Raw genomic sequence first — 21,022 nt, forward strand, 5'->3', positions numbered from 1 at the left:
GCGGGGACGTGGTCAGCGGACCGCGGCCCAGCCTGGATCACAGCGCCGGTTGCCCGGCTTCTCCTCCTTCCCGCTCATCTGCCCCTCCCTCGTGTCCCGGGGTGGCGGCCGGCGCGCGCGCGCCGGCCTCGCTCCCCAAAGATGGCGCGCGGCCGGGCGCGGTCCAGCGCCCGGTCCGGTCGCCGCCGGCTCACGTCATGCGCGCCGGCGCGTTGCCGGGCTGCTCCGTGACGGTCACGGCCGGGGCGGCCACGCCGTCGCCGGCCTGCTCTCCTGCTCCGTTCGAAGCGGCCGGCGGCCCGTCCAGCGGATACAGCCGCTTCACCAGCGTCAGCACCGTGTACAGCGCCACCGCCTCGCCGTCCTGGTTGGAGACCTCGACGTCCCAGGCCACGACGCCCTGCGGGATCTGGTCCTCGCGGTCGTCCTTGGCCGCCTTGCTCTTGCACGTCAGGCGCACCTGCAGCGTGTCGCCCGCGTACACCGGCTTCACGAAGCGCAGCCCCTCGAGGCCGTAGTTGGCGAGCACCGGGCCGGGCGCCGGATCGACGAACAGGCCGGCCGCGGCCGAGACGACGAAGTAGCCGTGCGCGACGCGCCGCTCGAAGATCGACTCGCGCGCGGCGATGTCGTCGACGTGCGCGTAGAAGTAGTCGCCCGAGATGCCGGCGAAGTTCGTGATGTCCGCCTCGGTGACCGTGCGGCGGTGCGTCGTCCAGCTCTCGCCGACCTCCAGCTCCTCGAAGTGCTTGCGGAACGGATGCACGCGGTCCTTTCGCTCCGCCGCGCCGCGCGTCCACTCGCGCGTCACCGCGGCGACCGTCGTCGGCGAGCCCTGGATGGCCGTGCGCTGCATGTAGTGCAGCACGCCGCGCACGCCGCCCATCTCCTCACCACCGCCCGCGCGCCCCGGGCCGCCGTGCACGAGGTGCGGCAGCGGCGAGCCGTGGCCGGTGGACTCCTTCGCGGAGTGGCGGTTCGCGAGCATGAGGCGCCCGTGGTACGCCGCGGTGCCGAGCGCGACGTCGCGCGCCACGCGGTCGTCGGCCGTGAAGAGCGACCCGACGAGCGAGCCGCGCCCGAGCTTCGCGAGGGCGATCGCCTCGTCGACCGTGTCGTACGGCATGACCGTGTTCACGGGGCCGAACGCCTCGACGTCGTGCGCCTGCGTGCGGTCGAAGGGGCGGTCGTTGTAGAGCAGCGTGATCGGGAAGAACGCGCCCGCGTCGCGATTCGCGCCCACGACCTCGAACGCGTCGCCGCCGCCGAACGCGATCTCCGCGCCGGCCTTCAGCGCGTCGAGCGCCTTGCCGACCTCCTTCACCTGCGACCGGCCGGCGAGGGGGCCCATGCGCACGCCCTCGTTCGTGGGGTCGCCCACCGTCACGCCGCCGAGGCGCTTCGAGAGCGCCTTCACGACGTCGTCGGCGAGGGTGCGCGGCACGAAGGTGCGGCGGATCGCGGTGCACTTCTGCCCCGCCTTCACCGTCATCTCGCGCGCGACCTCCTTCACGAACAGGTCGAACTCCTCGCTGCCCGGCGTCGCGTCCGGGCCGAGCATCGAGAAGTTGAGCGAGTCCGCCTCCTGGTTGTAGCGGACGTTGTGCTCGAGCATCGCGGGCGTCTTCTTCAGCAGCTGCCCGGTCCACGCGCTACCGGTGAACGCGACCGCGTCCTGGCACGTCAGGTGGTCGAGCAGGTCGCCCGCGCCGCCGACGATCAGCTGGATGCTCCCCTCGGGCAGGATGCGGCTCTCGACCATGGCGCGGAACACCGCCTCGGTGAGGTAGCTCGTCACCGTCGCGGGCTTCACGATCGCCGGCACGCCGGCGAGCAGCGACGTCGAGAGCTTCTCCAGCATCCCCCAGACGGGGAAGTTGAAGGCGTTGATCTGGACGGCCACGCCCTCGAGCGGCACGCACAGGTGGCGGCCGACGAAGCCGCCGTTCTTGCTCAGCGTCTCGACCGGGCCGTCGACGAAGAACGGCTCGTCGGGGAACTCGCGGCGCCCGCGGCTCGCGTACGCGAACAGCGTCCCGATGCCGCCGTCGATGTCGATCCAGTGGTCCGTCTTGGTGGCCCCCGTCCACGACGAGATGCGGTAGAACTGCTCCTTCCGCTCCGTCAGGTACAGCGCGAGCGCCTTGAGCATGCGCGCGCGCTGGTGGAAGGTCAGCCGCCGCAGCGCGGGCCCGCCGACCTCGCGGGCGTAGGTCGCCATCGCCGCGAAGTCGAGCCCCTGGCTCGACGTCTCGCCGAGCGGCTCGCCGGTGACGGCGTTGTAGAGCGTGGTGAAGTTGCCGCTGCCCTCGACCCACTGGCCGCAGGCGTAGTTGCGCAGGCGCATCATCGCGTCAGTCTCCCGTTCGGTCCCCTGGGGCCGCGGCCGCGCCGCCCGCCCGTGTCTCGTGCCAGGTGCGGTAGGTGGCGGCCTGCGCGTCGCGCCGCGCGGCCTGCTCGGGCGTCAGCGCGCGCAGCGGCGCGCACTCGCGCAGCGTGTCGTGCAGCCGGCGCGGCAGCCCCTGGTAGAGGCGCGTGCCCTCGGTCTTCCAGGCCAGCATCTCGTCCGACACGTCCTTGACGATGCGCGCCGGGTTGCCGACGACCACCTTCCGCTCCGGAATCTGCATGCCGGTGGGGACGAAGCACAGGGCGCCGACCACCGAGCCCGCGCCGACGTGCGCGTGGTCCATCACCACCGCGTTCATCCCGACGAGCGCGTTGCGCCCGATGCGCGCGCCGTGCACCACCGCGCCGTGCCCGACGTGCGCGCCCTCCTCCAGCACCACGGTGACGCCGGGGAACATGTGCACGGTGCAGCACTCCTGCACGTTGCAGCCGTCCTCGATGACGATGCCGCCCCAGTCGCCGCGGATCGCCGCGCCCGGGCCGATGTAGACGTCGCGGCCGATCGTGACGTGGCCCGTGACCGTCGCGTTCGGGTGCACGTACGCGCTCTCGTGCACGACGGGGACGAAGTCCTCGAAGGCGTAGATGCTCATCGCGCCGTCGGCCCGGTGGCGCCGCCCATCAGACGCGCTCGAGAATGGTCGCCATCCCCTGCCCCACGCCCACGCACATCGTCGCCAGCGCGTAGCGGCCGCCGGTCGCCTGCAGCTCGTGCGCGGCGGTCAGCAGCAGCCGCGCGCCGCTCATGCCCAGCGGGTGGCCGAGCGCGATCGCGCCGCCGTTCGGGTTGAGGCGCGGATCGTCGGCGTCGATCTCCAGCTCGCGCAGGCAGCCGAGCACCTGCGCGGCGAACGCCTCGTTGAACTCCAGCACGTCCAGCTGGTCCATCGTCAGCCCGGCCTGCGCGAGCGCCTTGCGTGTCGCCGGCACGGGGCCGAGCCCCATCACGCGCGGCTCGACGCCGGCGACCGCGGTGGTGACGATGCGCGCCAGCGACTTGGCGCCCATCGCGGTCGCCGCCTCCTCGCTCGCGATCAGCAGCGCGCACGCGCCGTCGTTGAGCCCCGACGAGTTGCCGGCGGTGACGGAGCCCCTGCCGTCGGTGCGGAACGCGGGCTTCAGCTTCGCCAGCGTCTCGACGGTCGTGTCGGGGCGCAGGAACTCGTCGCGATCGACGGTCACCGTGCCCTTGCGGCCGGCCGGCACCTCCACGGGCGCGATCTCCTGCGCGAAGCGGCCGCCGTCGCGCGCGATCGCCGCCTTCTGCTGCGAGCGGCAGGCAAACAGGTCCTGCTCGGCGCGCGTGATCCCGTGGCGCTCCGCCACGTTCTCCGCCGTCTGCCCCATCGTGTCGACGCCGAACGCGTCGCGCAGCCGCGGGTTCACGAAGCGCCAGCCCAGCGACGTGTCGAACAGCTCGACGTCGCGGCCGAAGGGCTTCGAGGACTTGGACATCACGTACGGCGCGCGGGTCATGCTCTCGACGCCGCCGGCCACGTAGACGTCGCCGTCGCCCAGGCGCACCGCGCGCGCGGCGTTGGCGGCCGCGCTCATCCCCGAGGCGCAGAGGCGGTTCACCGTCTCGCCGGGGACGTTGTCGGGAAGGCCCGCGAGCAGCGCGGCCATGCGCGCGACGTTGCGGTTGTCCTCGCCCGCCTGGTTGGCGCAGCCGAGGACGACGTCCGCGATCCGCGCGGGATCGAGGGCGGGCTGGCGGGCGACGAGGGCACGGATCACGTGCGCGGCGAGGTCGTCGGGCCGCGCCTCGCTCAGCGCCCCTCCCAGGGCGCCGACCGGGGTGCGGACGCCGTCGACGAGGAAGGCGTGCGTCATGACGTCAGGATTCGGAGGAAAGATCGCCGCCGCGCTCGGAAGCTGCGTGCGGCCGACCCGTGTCGTACACCGTGCCGCGGAAATGGGCCACGGCCTCGCCGCGCTGGTTGGTGACCTGCACCCGGTAGAAGCCCACGCGCCGGCCCGGCGTGTCCGGCTCGGCCACCGCGGTCAGCACGTCGCCCGGCCGCGCGGGCGCGGGATAGCCGATCGCGTTCTCGATGCTCATCGCGACCGTGCCGCGCGTGTTGCTGGCGAAGGCGAGCGCGCTGTCCGCGAAGGCGAAGGTGACGCCGCCGTGGCAGACGCCGAAGCCGTTCGCCATCTCGTCGCGCACGGTCATGCGGATGGTCGCGCGGTGCGGCGCGACCGCCAGCACCTCGACGCCGAGCCAGCGGCTGAACGCGTCCGCGGCCATCATGCCGGCCACGACGCGCTCGGCCACCAGCTGCGGATCGCCGCTCACGCGCGGAGGAGGCTGGCGCCGCTCGCCGCGCGCTCGCGCAGCAGCGGCGACACGCGGTAGCGGTCCTCCTGGTAGCGCTCGCGCAGCGCGTCGATCGTCGCCGCGACGCGCGCGAGGCCGAGCTGCTCGCCCCACGCGATGAGCCCGCGTGGATAGTTGACGCCCTTCGTCATCGCCAGCTCGACGTCGGCCGCGCTCGCGACGCCCCAGTGCACCGCGTCGAACGCCTCGTTCACCAGCATCGCGAGCACGCGCTCCAGCAGCCGGCCGCCGAGGACCTCGTCGCGCGCGGGCTCGGGCTTCGCGGCGCCGTCGCGGTGGTCGTAGAAGCCGTGGCCCGACTTCCGCCCCAGCCGCCCCGCCTCGACGAGCCGCTGCTGCGTGATCGACGGCCGGTAGCGCGGGTCGTGGAAGGTCTGCTCGTAGACCGAGCGCGTGACGGCGAAGTTCACGTCGTGGCCGATGAAGTCCATCAGCTCGAACGGCCCCATGCGGAAGCCGCCGAGCTCGCGCATCGCCCAGTCGATCGTCGCCGCGGAGGCCACGCCCTCGTCGAGCAACCGCAGCGACTCGCCGTAGTACGGGCGCGCGACCCGGTTGACGATGAAGCCCGGCGTGTCCGACGCCAGCACGGTGGTCTTCCCCCAGCCGTCCACGAGCGGCCGCACGGCCGCGACGACGTCGGGCGCGGTCGCGAGCGCGGGCACGATCTCCACCAGCGGCATCACGGGCGCCGGGTTGAAGAAGTGCACGCCGACGACGCGCCCGGGCCGCCGGCACCCGCCCGCGATCGACGCCACCGACAGCGACGACGTGTTGGTCGCCAGCACGCAGTCGTCCGCGACCACGCTCTCCAGCCGCTCGAAGGTGCCGCGCTTCACCGCGAGGTCCTCGACCACCGCCTCGATCACCAGCGCGCACCGACCGAACGCCGCGGCGAAGCCCTCGCGGTCGTCGACGCCGCGCACCACCGACAGGCGGCCGCGCGCCGACTCCGCCTCCTCGCCGGTCATGCGCCCCTTCTCGACCTCGCGCGCGAACGCCGCGCCGATGGCGGCGACGGCGCGGTCCACGGCCTCCGGACGCGCGTCCGCCAGCACGACGGCGTGGCCGTGGCGCAGCGCGACCTGCGCGATGCCGCCGCCCATGGCGCCGGCGCCGACGACGCCGATGGTGCTGTTCTGGTCGAGCGTCATGACGTGGAGCGGAAGGTCACGAAGAGGGAGGCAGGCGAAGCCCGAAGTATCGCCGGTCGCCTCCCCTCCGGGCACCTCCCGGACGCCGGTCGGCCCCCGTCAGGGCGCGCGGATGCCCTCGATCGTCTGGCCGCCCTGCAGGAGCGTGACACGCGTGACCTTCCCGCCCTCGCGGGCGAAGCGCAGGCGGATCGCCGCGTCCAGCCCGACGCCGAAGGTGTCGTCGCCGATGTAGGTGAGCGGCATCGCGCCCTGCCCTTCGGGCTGCGCCACCAGCCGCGCGCCGTCCAGCTTCACCACGAGCGGCAGCGGCTTGCCGCCCGGGCCGGTCAGCACGTAGGCGCCGACGACGGCGTCGCGCAGCTCGGACGGGAGCGCCACCTCCCGCGGTGCCGGAGGCGCGCTGCGCAGCGGCTCGCCGACGACGGCCGCCGCGAGGTTGCGCGCGAGCGCGCCCGGCCCGCTGCCGAGCGTGTTCGTGAACACCACCACGCGCAGCGAGTCGTTCGGGAGCCACATCTGCTGCGCGCTCCCGCCCGGGATGTCGCCGCCGTGCTGCACCATCGGGTGGCTGCCAAGCATCGCCGGCGCCAGCCCCCAGCCGTAGTTCGTGGGATTCCCGTTGGCGAGCGTGTCGGAGCGCGTCATGCGCGCGTACGTCTCGGGCGTGACGACGCGTCCGCCCGTCAGCGCGGTCTGCCAGCGCAGGAAGTCCGGCACCGACAGGCAGACGGCGCCCGCGGCGTACGGGCTCGTCATGCTGATCTTCTGCGCCGGCACGATGCCGGCTGGCGTACGATCGTAGACGGCCGAGTGCACCGGCGCCGCCGGCTCGTCGGGGCAGTACGTCGCGGTGCGCATCCCGAGCGGCCCGAAGAAGCGCGTGCGCAGGAGCTCCGGGTATGCGGTCCTGCTCACGCGCTCCAGCACCTGCCCGAGCAGGAAGTAGCCGGTGTTGTTGTAGCGGTAGCCGGTGCCCGGCGCGAAGTCGAAGGTATCGCGGGCGACGAAGGCGAGCAGCGAGTCGGCGGAGAACGGATCCGCCATGCGCTTCGCCCACGTGGGGTTCGCGGTGTAGCTGTGGATCCCCGACGTGTGGCCGAGCAGCTGGCGGATGGTGACGCGCCCCCACTGCGGATACTGCGGGAGGAAGCGGCCCAGCGTGTCGGTGAGCGCGATCTTGCCGTCCTGGATCAGCTGCAGGATAGCGGCGCTCGTGTACTGCTTCGTGATGGACCCGATGCGGTAGACGGTCGCGACCTCCGCCGACCGTCGCGCGGCGCTGTCGGCCCAGCCGTAGCCGCGCAGCAGGAGCGTGTCCGACCCGCGCACGACGCCGACGGTGAGGCCCACGGTGCGGCCGTCGGCGCGGTAGGCGCGGACCAGCGAATCGAGCCGCGCGACGAGCGTGCCGCGGTCGGGGGCGGCCGTCTGCGCCACGAGCGGGCGGGCGACGGCGAGGAGCCCCAGCAGGGGCGCGAGGCGGCGGAGGCGGGAGGAGCGGCGCACGGGCGTGGGGCGGAGGGTCACGGAGCGAAGCGCGAGCCGTGCCCTATGGTACGGTCCGGACCCGCGCTGCGTCGAGACGGTGCGGGGCGGCAGAGAGACCGCCCACAGATTGTCGTCCCGAGCGCAGCGAGGGACCCGGGCCGCGCCGCGGCGGGTCACGAGAGCCGACGACGATGCCCTATTACGTGTACATCCTCGCGAGCCACTCGCGCGCGCTCTACACCGGCGTGACCAACGACCTGCGGAGACGCGTGTGGCAGCACCGGGTCGGCTTCTACGAGAGCCACACCAAGCGGTACCGCATCAACCGGCTCGTCCACTTCGAGACGACCGACTCCGCGCGCGCCGCGATCGCGCGCGAGAAGCAGATCAAGGCGTGGACACGGGAGAAGCGGATGGCGCTCGTCGAGCAGTGGAACGCGGGCTGGCTCGACCTCTCCGCCGGCTGGTACGGACCTCCGTGACGCGCCCTGGGCCCCTCGCTGCGCTCGGGGCGACAGCTCGCGTCACCGTCCAGTGAACACCGGCTTCCGCTTCTCCACGAACGCCCGCACGCCTTCCGCGTAGTCCGCCGTGCGCCCCGCCTCGCGCTGCAGCCCCTCCTCGAACGCCAGCTGCTCGTCCAGCGTCGCCCCCAGCCCCGCGTTCAGCCCGCGCTTGATCAGCCCGAGCCCGCGCGTCGGCATCGCGGCCAGCCGCCGCGCCAGTGCCGTCGCCGCCTCGTCCAGCTGCGCCGGCTCGACGACCTGATAGATCATCCCCCACTCCAGCGCCTGCCGCGCGGGCAGCTTCTCGCCCAGCATGGCCAGCTGCGTCGCGCGCGCCATTCCCACGAGGCGCGGCAGCACGAACGTCCCGCCGCTGTCCGGGATCAGCCCGATGTGGCAGAACGACTGGATGAAGCTCGCCGCCTCCGACGCGACGACGAAGTCGCACGCGAAGGCCAGGTTCGCGCCCGCGCCCGCGGCCACGCCGTTCACCGCCGCGACCACCGGCTTCTCGATCGTGCGCAGCGCGCGCACGACCGGGTTGTAGCACTCTCGCACGATGTCGCCGAGGTCGGGATCGGGCGCGCCCGCGGCGGGGAGCACCGCCGCGAGGTCCTGCCCCGCGCAGAACGCGCGGCCGGCGCCCGTGAGCAGCACCGCGCGCACCGCGTGGTCCGCGGCGGCCGCGGCCAGCGCGTCGCGCAGCTCGGCCGCCATCGCGGCGTTGAAGCTGTTCAGGACGTCCGGACGGTCGAGCGTGATGCGCGCGACGCCGTCGGCGGTCTCGGAGCGGACGTGCTGGGCAGCCATGCCGGCGGGAGCGGAGAGGGAGGAACGCGAGGGCGGCGCGGCGGGTCCACCCCGACCGCGGGGAAAGCTATCATTCGACCGCGCGCCGGCGGCAGGTGGCAGCCCGCGCGCTCCCCGACCCGTCTCCGTTCATGGCCGTCCGCACCCGAGAGTCCGCTCCCCGCCCGTCCACGACCGACGCGCTGTCCGCGCGCTTCGACTGGCGCCGCGTCGCGCACCACGTGCTCGCGTCGCGCGCGCTCGACGACGTAGAGGAGACGACGAACCGCAACAAGGCGAGCGTCCCGCGCGAACACCTGGTGCTCTACCAGTTCTCGGCGCGCGGGCACGACATGGGGCAGGTGCTGCTCGGCAGCCTGATGGACCGGCCGCACGACGCCGCGGGCGCGTACTACCGCTCGCGGCCCCTCCTGCTCGCGCTCGGCCTCCCACTCGACGACGCGCTCGCGAGCCCGCTCGGCCGCTCGGGCGGCTTCAGCGACGGGCGCGACATCGGCGTCGTGTGCAACATGCCCACGCGCGGCGGCGCGGTCGTGCTGCCGATGGCGGGCGACGTCGGCGGGCAGTACACGCCCGTCGCCGGATGGGCGCAGGCGATCGGTTACCACCGCGACGTCCTCGGCGACGCGTCGTGGGCGGGGAGCATGGGCGTCGCGCTGGGCGGCGAGGCGAGCGTCGCGACCAACGGCTTCTGGTCGGCGCTGACGATGGCGACGACGCTCAGGCTCCCGATGCTCTTCTACGTCGAGGACAACGGGCTCGGGATCTCGGTGCGCAGCCACATGCAGACGCCGGGCGCCAACATCGCGGCCAACCTCGCGTCGTTCCGCGACCTGTTCCTGCGCGACGGAGACGGCACCGAGCCGGCGGAGGCCGCGCGCCTGCTCGCCGAGGGCGTCGATCACGTGCGCTCGGGCGCGGGGCCCGCGCTCGTGCGGCTCACCGTGCCGCGCCTCTCCAGCCACTCGGGCCCCGACAACCAGAAGGCCTATCGCGCGGCGGAGGACATCGCCGCGGACGAGGCGCGCGATCCGCTGCCGAAGCTGAAGCGCCACGTCATCGCGAGCGGCGCGCTGACGGAGTCCGACTGGAGCGCGCTCGAGGGCGAGGTGGCGCGCGACGTCGAGGCGGCGCTCGCGGCGGCGCGCGCGCGCCCCGTGTCGGACCCGGCGAAGGTGAAGCGCTTCGTCGTCGCGGAGGCGCTGCAGCCCGGCGACGCCGAGGCGATGGGCGGGATGAGCGACGCGGAGCGTGCGGCGCTCGGCGGCAGCGAGCAGGCGGTGGAGGATGGTCCCACCCTGCGCTTCGCCGAGGCCGTGCGCCGCACGCTCGCGCGCGAGCTCGAGGTCAATCCGAAGCTGCTCGCGTTCGGCGAGGACGTGGGCGTGAAGGGGGGCGTGCACCTCGTCACCGAGGGGCTGCAGAAGCGCTTCGGCGAGGCGCGCGTGTTCGACACGTCGCTCTCCGAGGAAGGCATCATCGGCCGCGCGGTCGGCATGGCGTACAGCGGGCTCGTGCCGGTCGCGGAGATCCAGTTCCGCAAGTACGCCGATCCCGCGACCGAGCAGCTGAACAACTGCGGCACCGTGCGCTGGCGCACCGCCAACCGCTTCGCGGCGCCCATCGTCGTGCGCATGCCGGGCGGCTTCGGCAAGGACGTCGGCGATCCGTGGCACTCGCTCTCCGACGAGGTGCGCTTCGCGCACTCGCTCGGCTGGCAGGTCGCCATCCCGTCGAACGCGGCCGACGCGGTGGGGCTGCTCCGCGCCGCGATGCGCAGCCCGAATCCGACGATCTTCTTCGAGCACCGCGCGCTGCTCATGACGAGCGATGGCAGCGCGCGCTATCCGGGCGACGACTACGTGCTGCCGTTCGGCAAGGCGGCCGTGCTGCGCGAGGGCACGGAGGTCACGCTCGTCACGTGGGGTGCGCTCGTCCACCGCTGCCGCGAGGCGGCGGAGCGGCTTGGCGACGGCGTCGTCGAGCTGCTCGACCTGCGCACGGTGGCACCGTGGGACCGCGAGGCCGTGCTGGCGTCGGTGCGGAAGACGGGCCGCTGCCTGATCGTGCACGAGGACACGCAGACCGCCGGCTTCGGCGCCGAGATCGCGGGCGTGCTGGCGCAGCAGGCGTTCTGGTGGCTCGACGCGCCGGTCGAGCGCTACTGCGTGGACGACGTGCCGATGCCCTACCACCCCACGCTGCTCGACGCCGTGCTGCCGAGCGTGGACGGGGTCGTCGCGCGCGTCGAGGCGCTGCGCCGCGCGTGACGGGGGGCGGGGCTCCCGGGGACGCGCGACGACGGCGCGCGTCGCTCCTGCTCCTCGCGACCGGCGCGCTCCTGGCCGGCTGCGCCAGGCGCGTTCCCGTCGACGGAGCGAGCGAGGGCACGGATGCGACGGCCGCCTCGCGCGGCGACTCCTTCACCGTCGTCGTCACCAACGGCGCGCCGGACATGGTCGACGTCTTCGCGATCGGTGGCGGGATCACCGATCGGCTGGGCACCGTGAACGTCGGCACGCCGCAGACGTTCCGCGTATCGCTCGGGCAGTTCCCGCCCGGTGCAACCATCCAGCTCGTCGCGACGCCGCTCGGCGGCCGCGGGCGCGCGTCGTCGGGGCAGCTCACGCCGCGGCCGGGCGAGACGCTCGAGTTCAAGATCGGGTCGGGGCTCACCGGCAGCGTCATCGTCCGCTGAGCCCCGCACGACGCGCGGTCACGCGGCGCCGAGTCGCGCCTCCATCGTGCGCACGGCGTCCCAGAGCTGGTCGAACGACTCCAGCTCGAACAGCACGTCCTGCAGCCGGTCGATGACGTACGGCTGCGCGAGCACCGCGTCGAGATCGAACGGACGCCGGTCGCACTCCGGGCCGAGCGCGTTCGCCGCGTCCGCGTGCGACGACACGAGGCCGCTGCCGTAGACGCGCGTCGCCCCGCCCTCGCGCACGAGCCCGAACTCGACGGTGAACCAGAAGAGGCGCGCCACCTGCTCCACCTGCGCGTCGCCTTCCGCCAGCAGCCCGAGCACGCCGAAGCGCTGCAGGCTCGCCGCGAACACCGGGTCGGCGTGCAGCGGCACGTGGCCGAAGACGTCGTGGAAGATGTCCGGCTCGGGCAGGTAGTCGAGCTGCGCGCGCGGCCGCACGGTCACGGTCGTCGGGAAGCGGCGCTGCGCGAGGCTGGCGAAGAACGGCTTCGCGGGGAGGAAGCCGCCGACCGGCACCGCCGACCAGCCCGTGCGCCGCGCGAGGCGCGCGTTCACGTCGCGGAGGTCGGGGACGCGATCCGGGCGCAAACCAACGGCGCCGATCCCCGAGAGCACCGCCTCGCACCCGGTGGTCGCGAGCGTCGCCATGCGGCGCGCGTAGAGCGTCGCCCACACGTCGTGCTCCTCGTCCGAGTACGCGTACGCCGGCGCGAAGGCGGGCGTGACCGGATGCGCGGCGAGCGCGTGCTTCGGATGGACGAGAGCGGGGACGGCGGACATGCGACCTCCGTGGGGGCAAAAAAGAAAAGCGGCCCGTGGATTTCTCCACGGGCCGCTCGCGATCCGCGCAGTGTGCGCGGACGACGGGTTCGTCGGTCAGCCGCGCATACGCCAGCGGTCGCGGCCCGTGGGACGGGGCGCGTACGCATACGAATAGGCGTAATAGCGGCGGCGGATCGACATGATCGGCATGCTAGTCGGGGTCGCCGCGGCTGACAAGCGGCGCCGCGCATCGCGGCCTCGAGCATGTCGGCTCGGTGGCATGGCGCTCGCAGCATGACACAGTTGCCATGTGACGCCCGTCACCTCGAGCCGGGAGCTGGTCGCGCCCGCTCGCGGTCTGAACGGAGCGCCGGCGTGCAGGCCGGGCAGGCGTCGCCCGGACCGATGCACCGACGTGTCGTCGACGCCGTCAGCCCCGGACGCCGTGCCTCGCGCGCGCGGCGCCCGGCCGTCGCCCGTCGCGGCGTCCCCGCGCCGCGCCCATCCCGTATCCGAGGTGGAGCCCATGGTCCGCACGCCCCTCCGCAGCGCCGGCTGGTGTCTCGCACTGCTGCTGGCCGCCAGCCCAGTCGCGCTGGCAGCGCAGACGATCCGACCCACCGCCGGCTTCACCACCAACACGCTCGCGCGCAACGACGACGGCTCGACCGCAGCGGTGCCGCTCGGCTGGAGCTACAACTTCTTCGGCATCACCGGCAACTCCGTCTTCGTCAACAACAACGGCAACATCACGTTCGACAGTGGGCTGAGCGACTTCACGCCCGAGGCGCTGAACAATCGGCGCATCATCGCGCCGTTCTGGGCGGACGTCGACACTCGCCCCCTGACGTCCGGGATCACGACGTACGGCACGGGGACCCTCGATGGGCGCAACGCGTTCTACGTGAACTGGCCGGGCGTTGGCTACTACAACCAGCACGCCGACAAGCTCAACACCTTCCAGCTCTTCCTGATCGACCGCAACGACACCGGCGTCGGCAACTTCGATTTCGAGTTCAACTACGGATCGATCCAGTGGGACGCGGGTGACCTCGAGCTGGGCGCCGGTAGCGCGGGCCGCGGCGCGCAGCCGGGTGCAGACTGCGCGCGCGCCGGCTACTCGAACGGCAGCGGCGTGGTCGTGGAGCTCCCGGGGTCCGGCGTCTGCGGCGCGCTCGTCGACGGCGGATCGAACGCGCTGAGCGTGCTCGGTCGGGCCGCCTTCCAGGTGCGCGCCGGCCAGGTGCAGCAGGAGCCGCCCACGGGCGGCCCGGGGGGCTCGGTGGTGCCGGAGCCGAGCACGTATGTGCTCATGGCTACCGGCCTGCTGGGACTCGTGGGCGTCGCCCGCTCGCGGCGCCGCGCCTGAGCCACGCCCGACCCATCGCACGTGGAGGGGCCACCGCCGACGCCGGCGGTGGCCCCTCGGCGTTCAGATCGGCTTGAACTCCTCGAACGGCTGCCGGCACGCGTTGCAGAAGTGCAGCGCCTTGCACGCCGTCGAGCCGAATGCGCTGCGCAGCGCGGTGTCGTGCGAGCCGCAGAAGGGGCATGGCACCCTCTCGGGCGCGGTGCCACGCCGTCGCAGCGTGACGAGCGTCTCGCCCGCGGCCGCGCGCCCCGCGCCCGGCGGGGCGATGCCGTAGGCGCGCAGCTTCTCGCGCGTCGCGTCGCTCATCCAGTCGGTGGTCCACGCGGGCGAGTACGTCGTGACGACGCGCGCGCTCGCCCAGCCGCACGCGCGCAGCGCGGCCAGCACGTCGCGCTCGATCTCGCGCATCGCCGGGCAGCCCGAGTAGGTGGGCGTGATGACGACGGTGAGCGCGTCGCCGTCGATGCGCACGTCGCGCACGATGCCCAGCTCCACCACGCTGACGACCGGCACCTCGGGATCGGGCACCTCGTGCAGCGCGGCCCACACGGCATCGGCCGTGAGCGGCTGCGGCGGGATCTCGGGCGAGTCGGACGGAACGTCGAGCGACTCGGGCTCCCAGCCGTCGCCGAGCGCGCGCGCCAGGGCGGCCGGGTCCAGCGCCGCGCCCGGCCGACGGCGGTCTACCACGTCGCGCCCGGGTGCGACCGGGCCACGATCTGCATCTCGGCCAGCATGTGCCCGAGGTGCTCGGTATGCCGCCCGGTGCGTCCGCCGCGCGCCACGAAGGCGCCGCCCGGGATCTGCAGCCCGGCTTCCGTCATCACCTCGCGCACGCTCGCCTCCCAGCGCGGCCGCAGCGCGTCGAGGTCCGCGCCGATGCCGGCGGCGAGCATCGCGCGATCCACGTCGTCCATCAGGAACGGCTCGGACGTGAAGCGCCACAGGTCGTCGAGCGCGCGCTGCGCGCGGCGGTGGCTCTCGTCGGTGCCGTCGCCCAGGCGCACGACCCACTCGCCGCTGTGCCGCACGTGGTAGCGCGCCTCCTTGTGCGCCTTCGCCATCACGCCCGCGAGCGGCGCGTGCGCGCTGCGCGACAGCGCCTCGGTCACCAGCACGTCGTAGGCGTCGAACAGGAACTGGCGCACGAGCGTCACCGCGAAGTCGCCGCGCGGCAGCTCGACCAGCTGCACGTTGCGGAACTCGACGGCCTCGCGGAAGAACGCCAGCGCGTCCGCGTCGCGCCCCTTCCCTTCCTGCTCCGCCGCGAGGCCGAGCAGCGACGTCGCCTGCCCCAGCAGGTCGAGCGCGATGTTGCCGAGCGCGATGTCCTCCTCGAGGATCGGCGCGTGGCCGCACCACTCGGAGAGCCGGTGGCCGAGGACGAGTCGGTCGTCGCCGTGGCGGATCAGGTACTCGACCAGCGGATCGCTGACGATGCCGGCGGTGGCCTGCGCGGGCGCGGCGGCGACGGGCGCCGTGCCGACGCCGTTCGTGCCGACCGGCGTGGTGGGCTCGGTCTCGCTCACGCGCTCGCTCACACGCCCCGGACGCCGCGCGGCGCCTTGTAGAAGTGCGGATGCACGTAGGGCCGCTCGTTCATCGGGTCGAAGAAGGGGCCCGCGTCGCTCGGCGAGCTGGCGGCGATCGCGCCCGTGGGCACGACCCACATGCTGATCACCTTCCCGCGACGCCCATACACGTCGCGCGCGTTCTGCAGCGCGTGCCCCGCGTCCGTGGCGCGCACCGAGCCCGCGTGCTCGTGCGGCGCGCCCTGCGTCTCCTGCGTGAAGACCTCCCACAGCTGCCACTGGCCGTCGGCGATGGCGCCGTCGGTGGGCGCGCCGGCCGCCGGGGCCTTGGCGGTGGGGTCCTGCTCCTGGCCGGCGCCCTCGCCGACCGGCAACACGGTTCCGTACACGCTCGCTCCCGTTCGCGATGGATGCGTCAGTGCCGTCAGTGCCCGTTGGTGCCTCAGGCCGCGCGCGTCGCGCCGCGGGCCGCCTTCTTCTCGGCGTGCGCGGTCGCGGCCGCGCGCACCCACTCGCCGTCCTCGTGCGCCGCGCGGCGGGCCGCCACGCGCTCGCGGTTGCACGGGCCGTCGCCCTTCACCACCTGCCAGAACTCGTTCCAGTCGATCTCGCCGAACACCCAGTTGCCCGTCGCCTCGTCGAAGCGCAGCGACGGATCGGGGAGCGTCAGGCCCACGGCCTGCGCCTGCGGGATCGTGAGGTTCACGAAGCGCTGCCGCAGCTCGTCGTTCGTGTACTTCTTCACGCCCCAGCGCAGCAGCTCCGCGCTGTTCGGCGAGTCGCTGTCCGGCGGCCCGAACATCATCAGCGTCGGCCACCACCAGCGGTCCACCGCGTCCTGCACCATCGCGTGCTGCGCGGGCGTGCCCTGCGCGAGCGCGGCGACGCTCTCGAAGCCCTGCTTCTTGTGGAAGTTCTCTTCCTTGCAGACGCGGACCATCGCGCGCTTGTACGGCCCGTACGAGCAGTGCTTGGCGAGCGCGGTCTGGTTGACGATCGCGGCGCCGTCCACGAACCAGCCGATGACGCCCATGTCGGCCCACGTCAGCGTCGGGTAGTTGAAGATGCTCGAGTACTTCGCCTTGCCGGTGATCAGCTCCTCGAGCAGCTGCTGCCGGTCGACGCCGAGCGTCTCGGTGCCGCAGTAGATGTAGAGCCCGTGGCCGGCCTCGTCCTGCACCTTGGCGAGCAGCGAGAGCTTGCGGCGCAGGCTGGGCGCGCGCGTGATCCAGTTGCCCTCGGGCAGCATGCCGACGACCTCGGAGTGCGCGTGCTGCGACATCATGCGCACGAGCTGCCGGCGGTAGCGCTCGGGCATCCAGTCCTTCGGCTCGATCGACTCGCCGCGCGCGATGCGCGCCTCGAACTCGGCGAGGAGGGCGGGATCCTCGGTCGGGGTGGCCTGCTGGGTCACGGCGGTGCTCCTCGGGTGGCTCGGGCGGCGGCCGGGCATGATCGCCCCGGACGGCCGCGCTGGTCTGGGTGGTAATATACCCCGCGTCGTACGGCCAACGCAGACGTCCCGCCCGCGGGTTCAGCCCCGCGCCGGCCGCGTGGCCAGCCCCTCTCCGAGACCCATGTCGCCCGACAACCGCACGCCCGCCGCACCCGCCAGCTCCGAGCCGCCGCTGCCGCCCGAGGGCGCGGTCGATGTCCAGATCGCCGACGGCATCGCGACCGTCCGCTTCGGCCACCCCAAGAGCAACTCGCTCCCCGGCTCCCTGCTCCGCGCGCTGGCCGCCCGCATCCGCGAGGTCGGGCAGGATCCGGCGACGCGCGTCATCGTCCTGCGCAGCGCGGGACAGGGCCCGTTCTGCGCGGGCGCGTCGTTCGACGAGCTGGTGGCGATCGACGGGCCGGAGCGCGGCCGCGAGTTCTTCAGCGGCTTCGCGGGCGTCATCCTGGCGATGATCCGCGCGCCGCAGTTCGTGGTCACCCGCGTGCACGGCAAGACGACGGGCGGCGGCGTGGGCCTGGTCGCGGCGTCGGACTACGCGCTCGCCACCGCGGGCGCCGCCTGCAAGCTGAGCGAGCTCGCCGTCGGGATCGGCCCGTTCGTCGTCGGCCCTGTGATCGAGAAGCGCATCGGCAACGCGGCGTTCGGCGCGATGTCGGTGGACGCCGACTGGCGCGACGCCGCGTGGGCCGAGCGTCACGGGCTCTATGCGCGCGTCGTCGAGGACGTGCCCGCGCTCGACGCCGCGGTGGACGCCGCCGCGCGCCGCCTCGCGTCGTTCAATCCCGAGGCGATGGCCGAGATCAAGCGCGTCGTCTGGGCCGGCACGGAGCACTGGGACGAGCTGCTCGCGGAGCGCGCGCAGATCAGCGGCCGCCTCGTGCTGTCGGACTTCACGCGGGCGGCGATCGCGAAGTTCAAGGCCTGAGCCGGCGCGCCGGACCCGAACGGCAACGGCAGCAAGGATGAAGATCTGAACAGATCGGATAACGACGGATGGCTCCGCGTGGGCACGATGTGGGTCGCGCCGCACGGAGCCATCCGTCGTTATCAGATCCTGTCCGATCTTATCCTTGCAAATGCAGCTCGCCGTTCAGGCGTTCCTGGCCGCCGCCTGGAACGACTCCCGGTACCCGCCCGCGATCACGCGCGCCGTCGCCGCGCGCCCGATCTCGCGCAGACGCTCCGCCGCCGCGAACAGCGTCCCGACGTCGAACGGCACGCCCGCGCGGCGCGCCAGGTACTCCTCGGCCGCCGTCAGGTAGCCCATCATCCCGCCGAGCTCCGTGTGCGCGTACACCTTGCCGGCGGCCAGCAGCGCCAGCTCGCCCGCGGGATCGGGCATCGCGAGGTTCTCCGAGCCGCACACCACGCGCACCGACGCGTTGCGCGCGATCGTCTCGATCGCCGGCGCGTCGAGCGAGCCACCCGACGCGTTGACCACCAGCGCGTCGAAGGGCTGCGCCAGGAACTCCGCCTTCGTCTCGAGCGGCCACGCCGGCACGCCCTCCCCCTCCAGCGCGGCGCGCGTGTCGGCGCTCAGCTCCAGCACCTGCACGCGCGTGCCATGCTCGCGCAGACGGCCGAGCATGTGCTTCCCGATGTTCCCCGCGCCGACCAGCCCCACGCGCGCGTCGGCGAGCGCGATCCCGCACGCGTCGAGCATCCCGTGCAGCAGGTGCAGGTTGCCCTCGCCCGTCGGCTTGGACGTGTCGGCGAGCATGCTTCCCTCGAAGCGCGCGTGCATGTACGCCAGCGACGGCGTCGCGCCGTCCGACATGATGCCGTGGCCCAGGTCCTGGCCCGTCGTCACGTGGATGCCGCCGGTCGCGTCGCAGTCGCGCAGGCACGCGACCGCGAAGTCGAGCAGCGCACGGTCGTTCGGCTGCCCCACGCGCGCGTCCGGCGTCGGCCGCAGCACGCACTTCCCGCCCACGATGCGGTCGAGGTGCTCGCGCACCAGCGGTCCGCCCACCCGCAGCACGCGCGACCAGTACACCTTCTCCTCCATCCCCATCGCCAGCCCGACCGCCTCGCGATCCGTGTCGAAGTCCGGCCGCGCCGTGCGGCTCTCGGGCGCGATGCGGAAGCCGCCGAGCGACAGCTTGCCGGAGCCCGGCGCGGCGTGGGTGGCGATGCTCAGCCGCCAGCCGGTCGGCGCGTGCTCGTAGCGGTAGACCCAGAGGTCGGGCGACAGCGAGTCGGCGACCGCCGGCTCCAGCGCGCGCACCTGCGCGGGATCGAGGACGACGCGCGTGGTGGACGCGGGAAGGGTCGTGGACGAGAGATCCAGCACGAAGCGTTGGATGATGCGTGAGACGGGACGACGCACGCGCGCTCGATCGTCGCGCGCCCGTACAATCTAGCCGGTCGGCCGCCGGCCCCCTGGGAGTCTCGGCGCCGGCGCCTCAGCCCTGGAGCGCCGGGTGCGCGCGGAAGTGCGCGAGCGCCTCGGGATTGGCCAGCGCGTCCACGTTGTTCACGGGGCGGCCGTGAACCACCTCGCGCACGGCGAGCTCCGTGATCTTGCCGCTGATCGTTCGCGGGATGTCGGGCACCGCGGCGATCACGCGCGGCACGTGGTGCGGGCTGCAGTGCTCGCGGATGCGGCGGCGCAGCCGCTCGGCCAGCGCGTCGTCCAGCGTCGCGCCCTCGCGCAGCCGCACGAACAGCACGATGCGCGACGTCGCGTCGACGCCGCTGCCGGTCGTCTGCTCGATCGCCACGCTCTCCACGATCTCCGGGAGCTGCTCCACCTGGCGATACAGCTCCGCGGTCCCGATGCGCACCCCGCCCGGGTTCAGCGTCGCGTCGCTGCGCCCGTGGATCACGAGCCCGTCGTGCGCCGTCAGCTCCGCCCAGTCGCCGTGGCGCCAGACGTTCGGGAAGACGTCGAAGTACGCCGCGCGGTACTTCGCGCCGTCCGGATCGTTCCAGAACCCGACCGGCATGCTGGGAAACGGCCGCGTGCACACCAGCTCACCCGCCGCGCCGCGCAGCGGATGGCCGTCCGCGTCGAACACGTCCACCGCCATCCCCAGCCCGCGCGCCTGCAGCTCGCCGCGCCACACGGGCGCCGTCGGGTTGCCGAGCGCGAAGCACGAGATGATGTCGGTGCCGCCGCTGATGCTGCTCAGGCGCACGCCCGGCTTCACGTCGCGCGCGACGAAGTCGTACGAGTGCGCCGCGAGCGGGCTGCCCGTCGAGAGCACCGCGCGCAGCGCCGACAGGTCGTGCGTCGCGGCCGGTCGCACGCCGGCCTTCTCCACCAGCGCGAGGTACTTCGCGCTCGTCCCGAACACGGTCACGCGTTCGGCCGCCGCCATGTCCCAGAGGATCTCGGCGCGCGGCGCGAGCGCCGCGCCGTCGTAGAGCACGATCGTCGCGCCCACCGCGAGTGACGACACCAGCCAGTTCCACATCATCCACCCGCAGGTGGTGAAGTAGAAGATGCGGTCGTCCGGCCCGAGGTCGGTGTGGAGCGCCAGCTCCTTCAGGTGCTGCAGCAGCGTCCCGCCCGCGCCGTGCACCATGCACTTCGGCAGCCCCGTCGTCCCCGACGAGTACATCACGTACAGCGGATGGTCGAACGGCAGCCGCGTGAAGGCGAGCGGCGCGGCCGCGTTCCCGAACGCCTCCCACGCGACCGCACCGCGCATCGTGTCCAGCTCGGGCGCGAGCGCATGCGCGTCGCGCAGCTGCGCGACGACCACCGTGCGGCGGATCGACGGGATGGCCGCCACGATCTCGCGCACCCGCGGGAGCGTGTCGATCGGCTTGCCCGCGTACTCGTAGCCGTCCGCGCACACGAGCACCACGGGCTCGATCTGCCCGAAGCGATCGAGCACGCCCTGCACGCCGAAGTCCGGCGAGCACGACGACCACACCGCGCCGAGGCTCGCCGTGGCGAGCATCGCGATCACCGCCTCGGGCCCGTTCGGGAGGAAGCCGCCGACGCGGTCGCCGACGCCGACGCCCGCGCCGCGCAGCCCGTCGGCCACGCGCGCCACCTCGGCGCGCAGCGCGTCGAACGAGAGCCGGCGCGAGGGACCGCGCTCGGTCCACGCGACGATCGCGTCGCGCGCGCCCGCGTGCCGCAGCAGATGCTCGGCGAAGTTCAGCCGCGCCCCGGTGAACCAGCGCGGCCCGCGCTGCGGATCCGGCGGCGCCATGCGGTCGCCGCCGATCAGCACCGCGTCCCACGGCTCGCCGTCGCCACCGTCCGCGCGCTCGGCGCGCACGTCGCAGAACCGCCACACCAGCGGCCAGAACTCCGTCGGCCGGTCCACGCTCCAGCGCCAGAGCGCCGCGTAGTCGGGCAGCGGCGCGCCGGTGGCCCGACGCGCCGCCGCCGCGAACGCGGTCAGGTTCGCGCGCGCGACGTCCTCCGCGGACGGCGTCCAGATCGGGCGCGCGTCGTCCAGCTCCACGGCGGCGTGCGGCGAGTGCGGCTCCATCGGTGGCGCGGCGGGTGGCGGTGCA

19 protein-coding genes are annotated in these 21,022 nt (G+C 73.5%); 5 read left to right on the plus strand and 14 right to left on the minus strand.

The genetic code is table 11. The features are described from left to right. Nucleotides 1-190: 190 nt before the first annotated feature. The 6 genes from paaZ to rosag_RS21015 all read right to left on the minus strand — a co-directional run bounded on the left by paaZ (nt 191) and on the right by rosag_RS21015 (nt 7,413). On the minus strand, nt 191-2,347 hold the full coding sequence (gene paaZ, locus rosag_RS20990) for a phenylacetic acid degradation bifunctional protein PaaZ (protein ID WP_345784869.1): 2,157 nt from the start codon (nt 2,345-2,347) through the stop codon (nt 191-193). Between the two features lie 7 nt (nt 2,348-2,354). Then, nucleotides 2,355-3,002, minus strand: a complete 648-nt coding sequence (locus rosag_RS20995; RefSeq protein WP_284352127.1) for an acyltransferase — start codon at nt 3,000-3,002, stop codon at nt 2,355-2,357. Between the two features lie 28 nt (nt 3,003-3,030). Beyond that, on the minus strand, nt 3,031-4,242 hold the full coding sequence (gene pcaF, locus rosag_RS21000; protein WP_284352128.1) for a 3-oxoadipyl-CoA thiolase: 1,212 nt from the start codon (nt 4,240-4,242) through the stop codon (nt 3,031-3,033). 4 nt (nt 4,243-4,246) lie between these two features. Beyond that, nucleotides 4,247-4,708, minus strand: a complete 462-nt coding sequence (gene paaI, locus rosag_RS21005; protein ID WP_284352129.1) for a hydroxyphenylacetyl-CoA thioesterase PaaI — start codon at nt 4,706-4,708, stop codon at nt 4,247-4,249. Further along, entirely contained in the window at nt 4,705-5,904 is a 1,200-nt protein-coding gene (locus rosag_RS21010) for a 3-hydroxyacyl-CoA dehydrogenase NAD-binding domain-containing protein (protein ID WP_284352130.1), read from the minus strand. The genes paaI and rosag_RS21010 overlap by 4 nt, the downstream gene beginning before the upstream one ends. Nucleotides 5,905-6,003: 99 nt before the next feature. Next, on the minus strand, nt 6,004-7,413 hold the full coding sequence (locus rosag_RS21015) for a serine hydrolase domain-containing protein (RefSeq protein ID WP_284352131.1): 1,410 nt from the start codon (nt 7,411-7,413) through the stop codon (nt 6,004-6,006). Nucleotides 7,414-7,586: 173 nt separating this feature from the next. Between rosag_RS21015 and rosag_RS21020 the strand changes: the two genes are divergently transcribed. Then, entirely contained in the window at nt 7,587-7,877 is a 291-nt protein-coding gene (locus rosag_RS21020; RefSeq protein ID WP_284352132.1) for a GIY-YIG nuclease family protein, read from the plus strand. Nucleotides 7,878-7,919: 42 nt separating this feature from the next. Here rosag_RS21020 and paaG read toward each other — a convergent pair whose 3' ends face one another. Next, the gene (paaG, locus tag rosag_RS21025) at nt 7,920-8,711 is read right to left on the minus strand and encodes a 2-(1,2-epoxy-1,2-dihydrophenyl)acetyl-CoA isomerase PaaG (protein WP_284352133.1); all 792 of its coding nucleotides are present in this window, start codon (nt 8,709-8,711) and stop codon (nt 7,920-7,922) included. A gap of 131 nt (nt 8,712-8,842) precedes the next feature. Between paaG and rosag_RS21030 the strand changes: the two genes are divergently transcribed. Both rosag_RS21030 and rosag_RS21035 read left to right on the plus strand, forming a co-directional pair. Continuing rightward, entirely contained in the window at nt 8,843-10,981 is a 2,139-nt protein-coding gene (locus tag rosag_RS21030) for a transketolase C-terminal domain-containing protein (RefSeq protein ID WP_284352134.1), read from the plus strand. Next, nucleotides 10,978-11,409, plus strand: coding sequence for a hypothetical protein (locus rosag_RS21035; protein WP_284352135.1), 432 nt, complete (start codon nt 10,978-10,980; stop codon nt 11,407-11,409). Before rosag_RS21030 ends, rosag_RS21035 begins: the two co-directional genes overlap by 4 nt. An 18-nt stretch (nt 11,410-11,427) precedes the next feature. Here rosag_RS21035 and rosag_RS21040 read toward each other — a convergent pair whose 3' ends face one another. Continuing rightward, nucleotides 11,428-12,198 (minus strand): phenylalanine 4-monooxygenase, encoded by a 771-nt coding sequence (locus rosag_RS21040; RefSeq protein ID WP_284352136.1) that lies wholly within the window; start codon nt 12,196-12,198, stop codon nt 11,428-11,430. A 508-nt stretch (nt 12,199-12,706) separates the two neighbouring features. Between rosag_RS21040 and rosag_RS21045 the strand changes: the two genes are divergently transcribed. Then, nucleotides 12,707-13,549 (plus strand): nidogen-like domain-containing protein, encoded by an 843-nt coding sequence (locus rosag_RS21045; RefSeq protein ID WP_284352137.1) that lies wholly within the window; start codon nt 12,707-12,709, stop codon nt 13,547-13,549. Between the two features lie 63 nt (nt 13,550-13,612). Here rosag_RS21045 and paaD read toward each other — a convergent pair whose 3' ends face one another. The 4 genes from paaD to paaA form a co-directional block, all read right to left on the minus strand. Next, nucleotides 13,613-14,131: a 1,2-phenylacetyl-CoA epoxidase subunit PaaD gene (gene paaD, locus rosag_RS21050; protein ID WP_345784870.1), complete on the minus strand. Its 519-nt coding sequence runs from the start codon at nt 14,129-14,131 to the stop codon at nt 13,613-13,615. Between the two features lie 104 nt (nt 14,132-14,235). After that, nucleotides 14,236-15,081 (minus strand): 1,2-phenylacetyl-CoA epoxidase subunit PaaC, encoded by an 846-nt coding sequence (paaC, locus tag rosag_RS21055; RefSeq protein ID WP_284352139.1) that lies wholly within the window; start codon nt 15,079-15,081, stop codon nt 14,236-14,238. A gap of 8 nt (nt 15,082-15,089) precedes the next feature. Continuing rightward, nucleotides 15,090-15,473, minus strand: coding sequence for a 1,2-phenylacetyl-CoA epoxidase subunit PaaB (paaB, locus tag rosag_RS21060; protein ID WP_284352140.1), 384 nt, complete (start codon nt 15,471-15,473; stop codon nt 15,090-15,092). Nucleotides 15,474-15,526: 53 nt separating this feature from the next. Beyond that, nucleotides 15,527-16,537, minus strand: a complete 1,011-nt coding sequence (gene paaA / locus rosag_RS21065) for a 1,2-phenylacetyl-CoA epoxidase subunit PaaA (protein WP_345784860.1) — start codon at nt 16,535-16,537, stop codon at nt 15,527-15,529. A gap of 124 nt (nt 16,538-16,661) precedes the next feature. Here paaA and rosag_RS21070 point away from each other — a divergent pair, with 124 nt between their 5' ends. Further along, a complete protein-coding gene (locus rosag_RS21070) occupies nt 16,662-17,468 on the plus strand; it encodes an enoyl-CoA hydratase/isomerase family protein (protein WP_284352142.1) in 807 nt (268 codons plus the stop codon). A 165-nt stretch (nt 17,469-17,633) separates the two neighbouring features. On the opposite strand, the gene rosag_RS21075 is transcribed toward rosag_RS21070, so the two are convergent. Then, on the minus strand, nt 17,634-18,872 hold the full coding sequence (locus tag rosag_RS21075) for a Rossmann-fold NAD(P)-binding domain-containing protein (protein WP_284352143.1): 1,239 nt from the start codon (nt 18,870-18,872) through the stop codon (nt 17,634-17,636). Between the two features lie 76 nt (nt 18,873-18,948). Continuing rightward, nucleotides 18,949-20,997, minus strand: a complete 2,049-nt coding sequence (locus tag rosag_RS21080) for an acetoacetate--CoA ligase (protein ID WP_284352144.1) — start codon at nt 20,995-20,997, stop codon at nt 18,949-18,951. Nucleotides 20,998-21,022 lie beyond the last annotated feature (25 nt).

The organism is Roseisolibacter agri (assembly GCF_030159095.1).
Taxonomy (GTDB): Bacteria; Gemmatimonadota; Gemmatimonadetes; order Gemmatimonadales; family Gemmatimonadaceae; genus Roseisolibacter; species Roseisolibacter agri.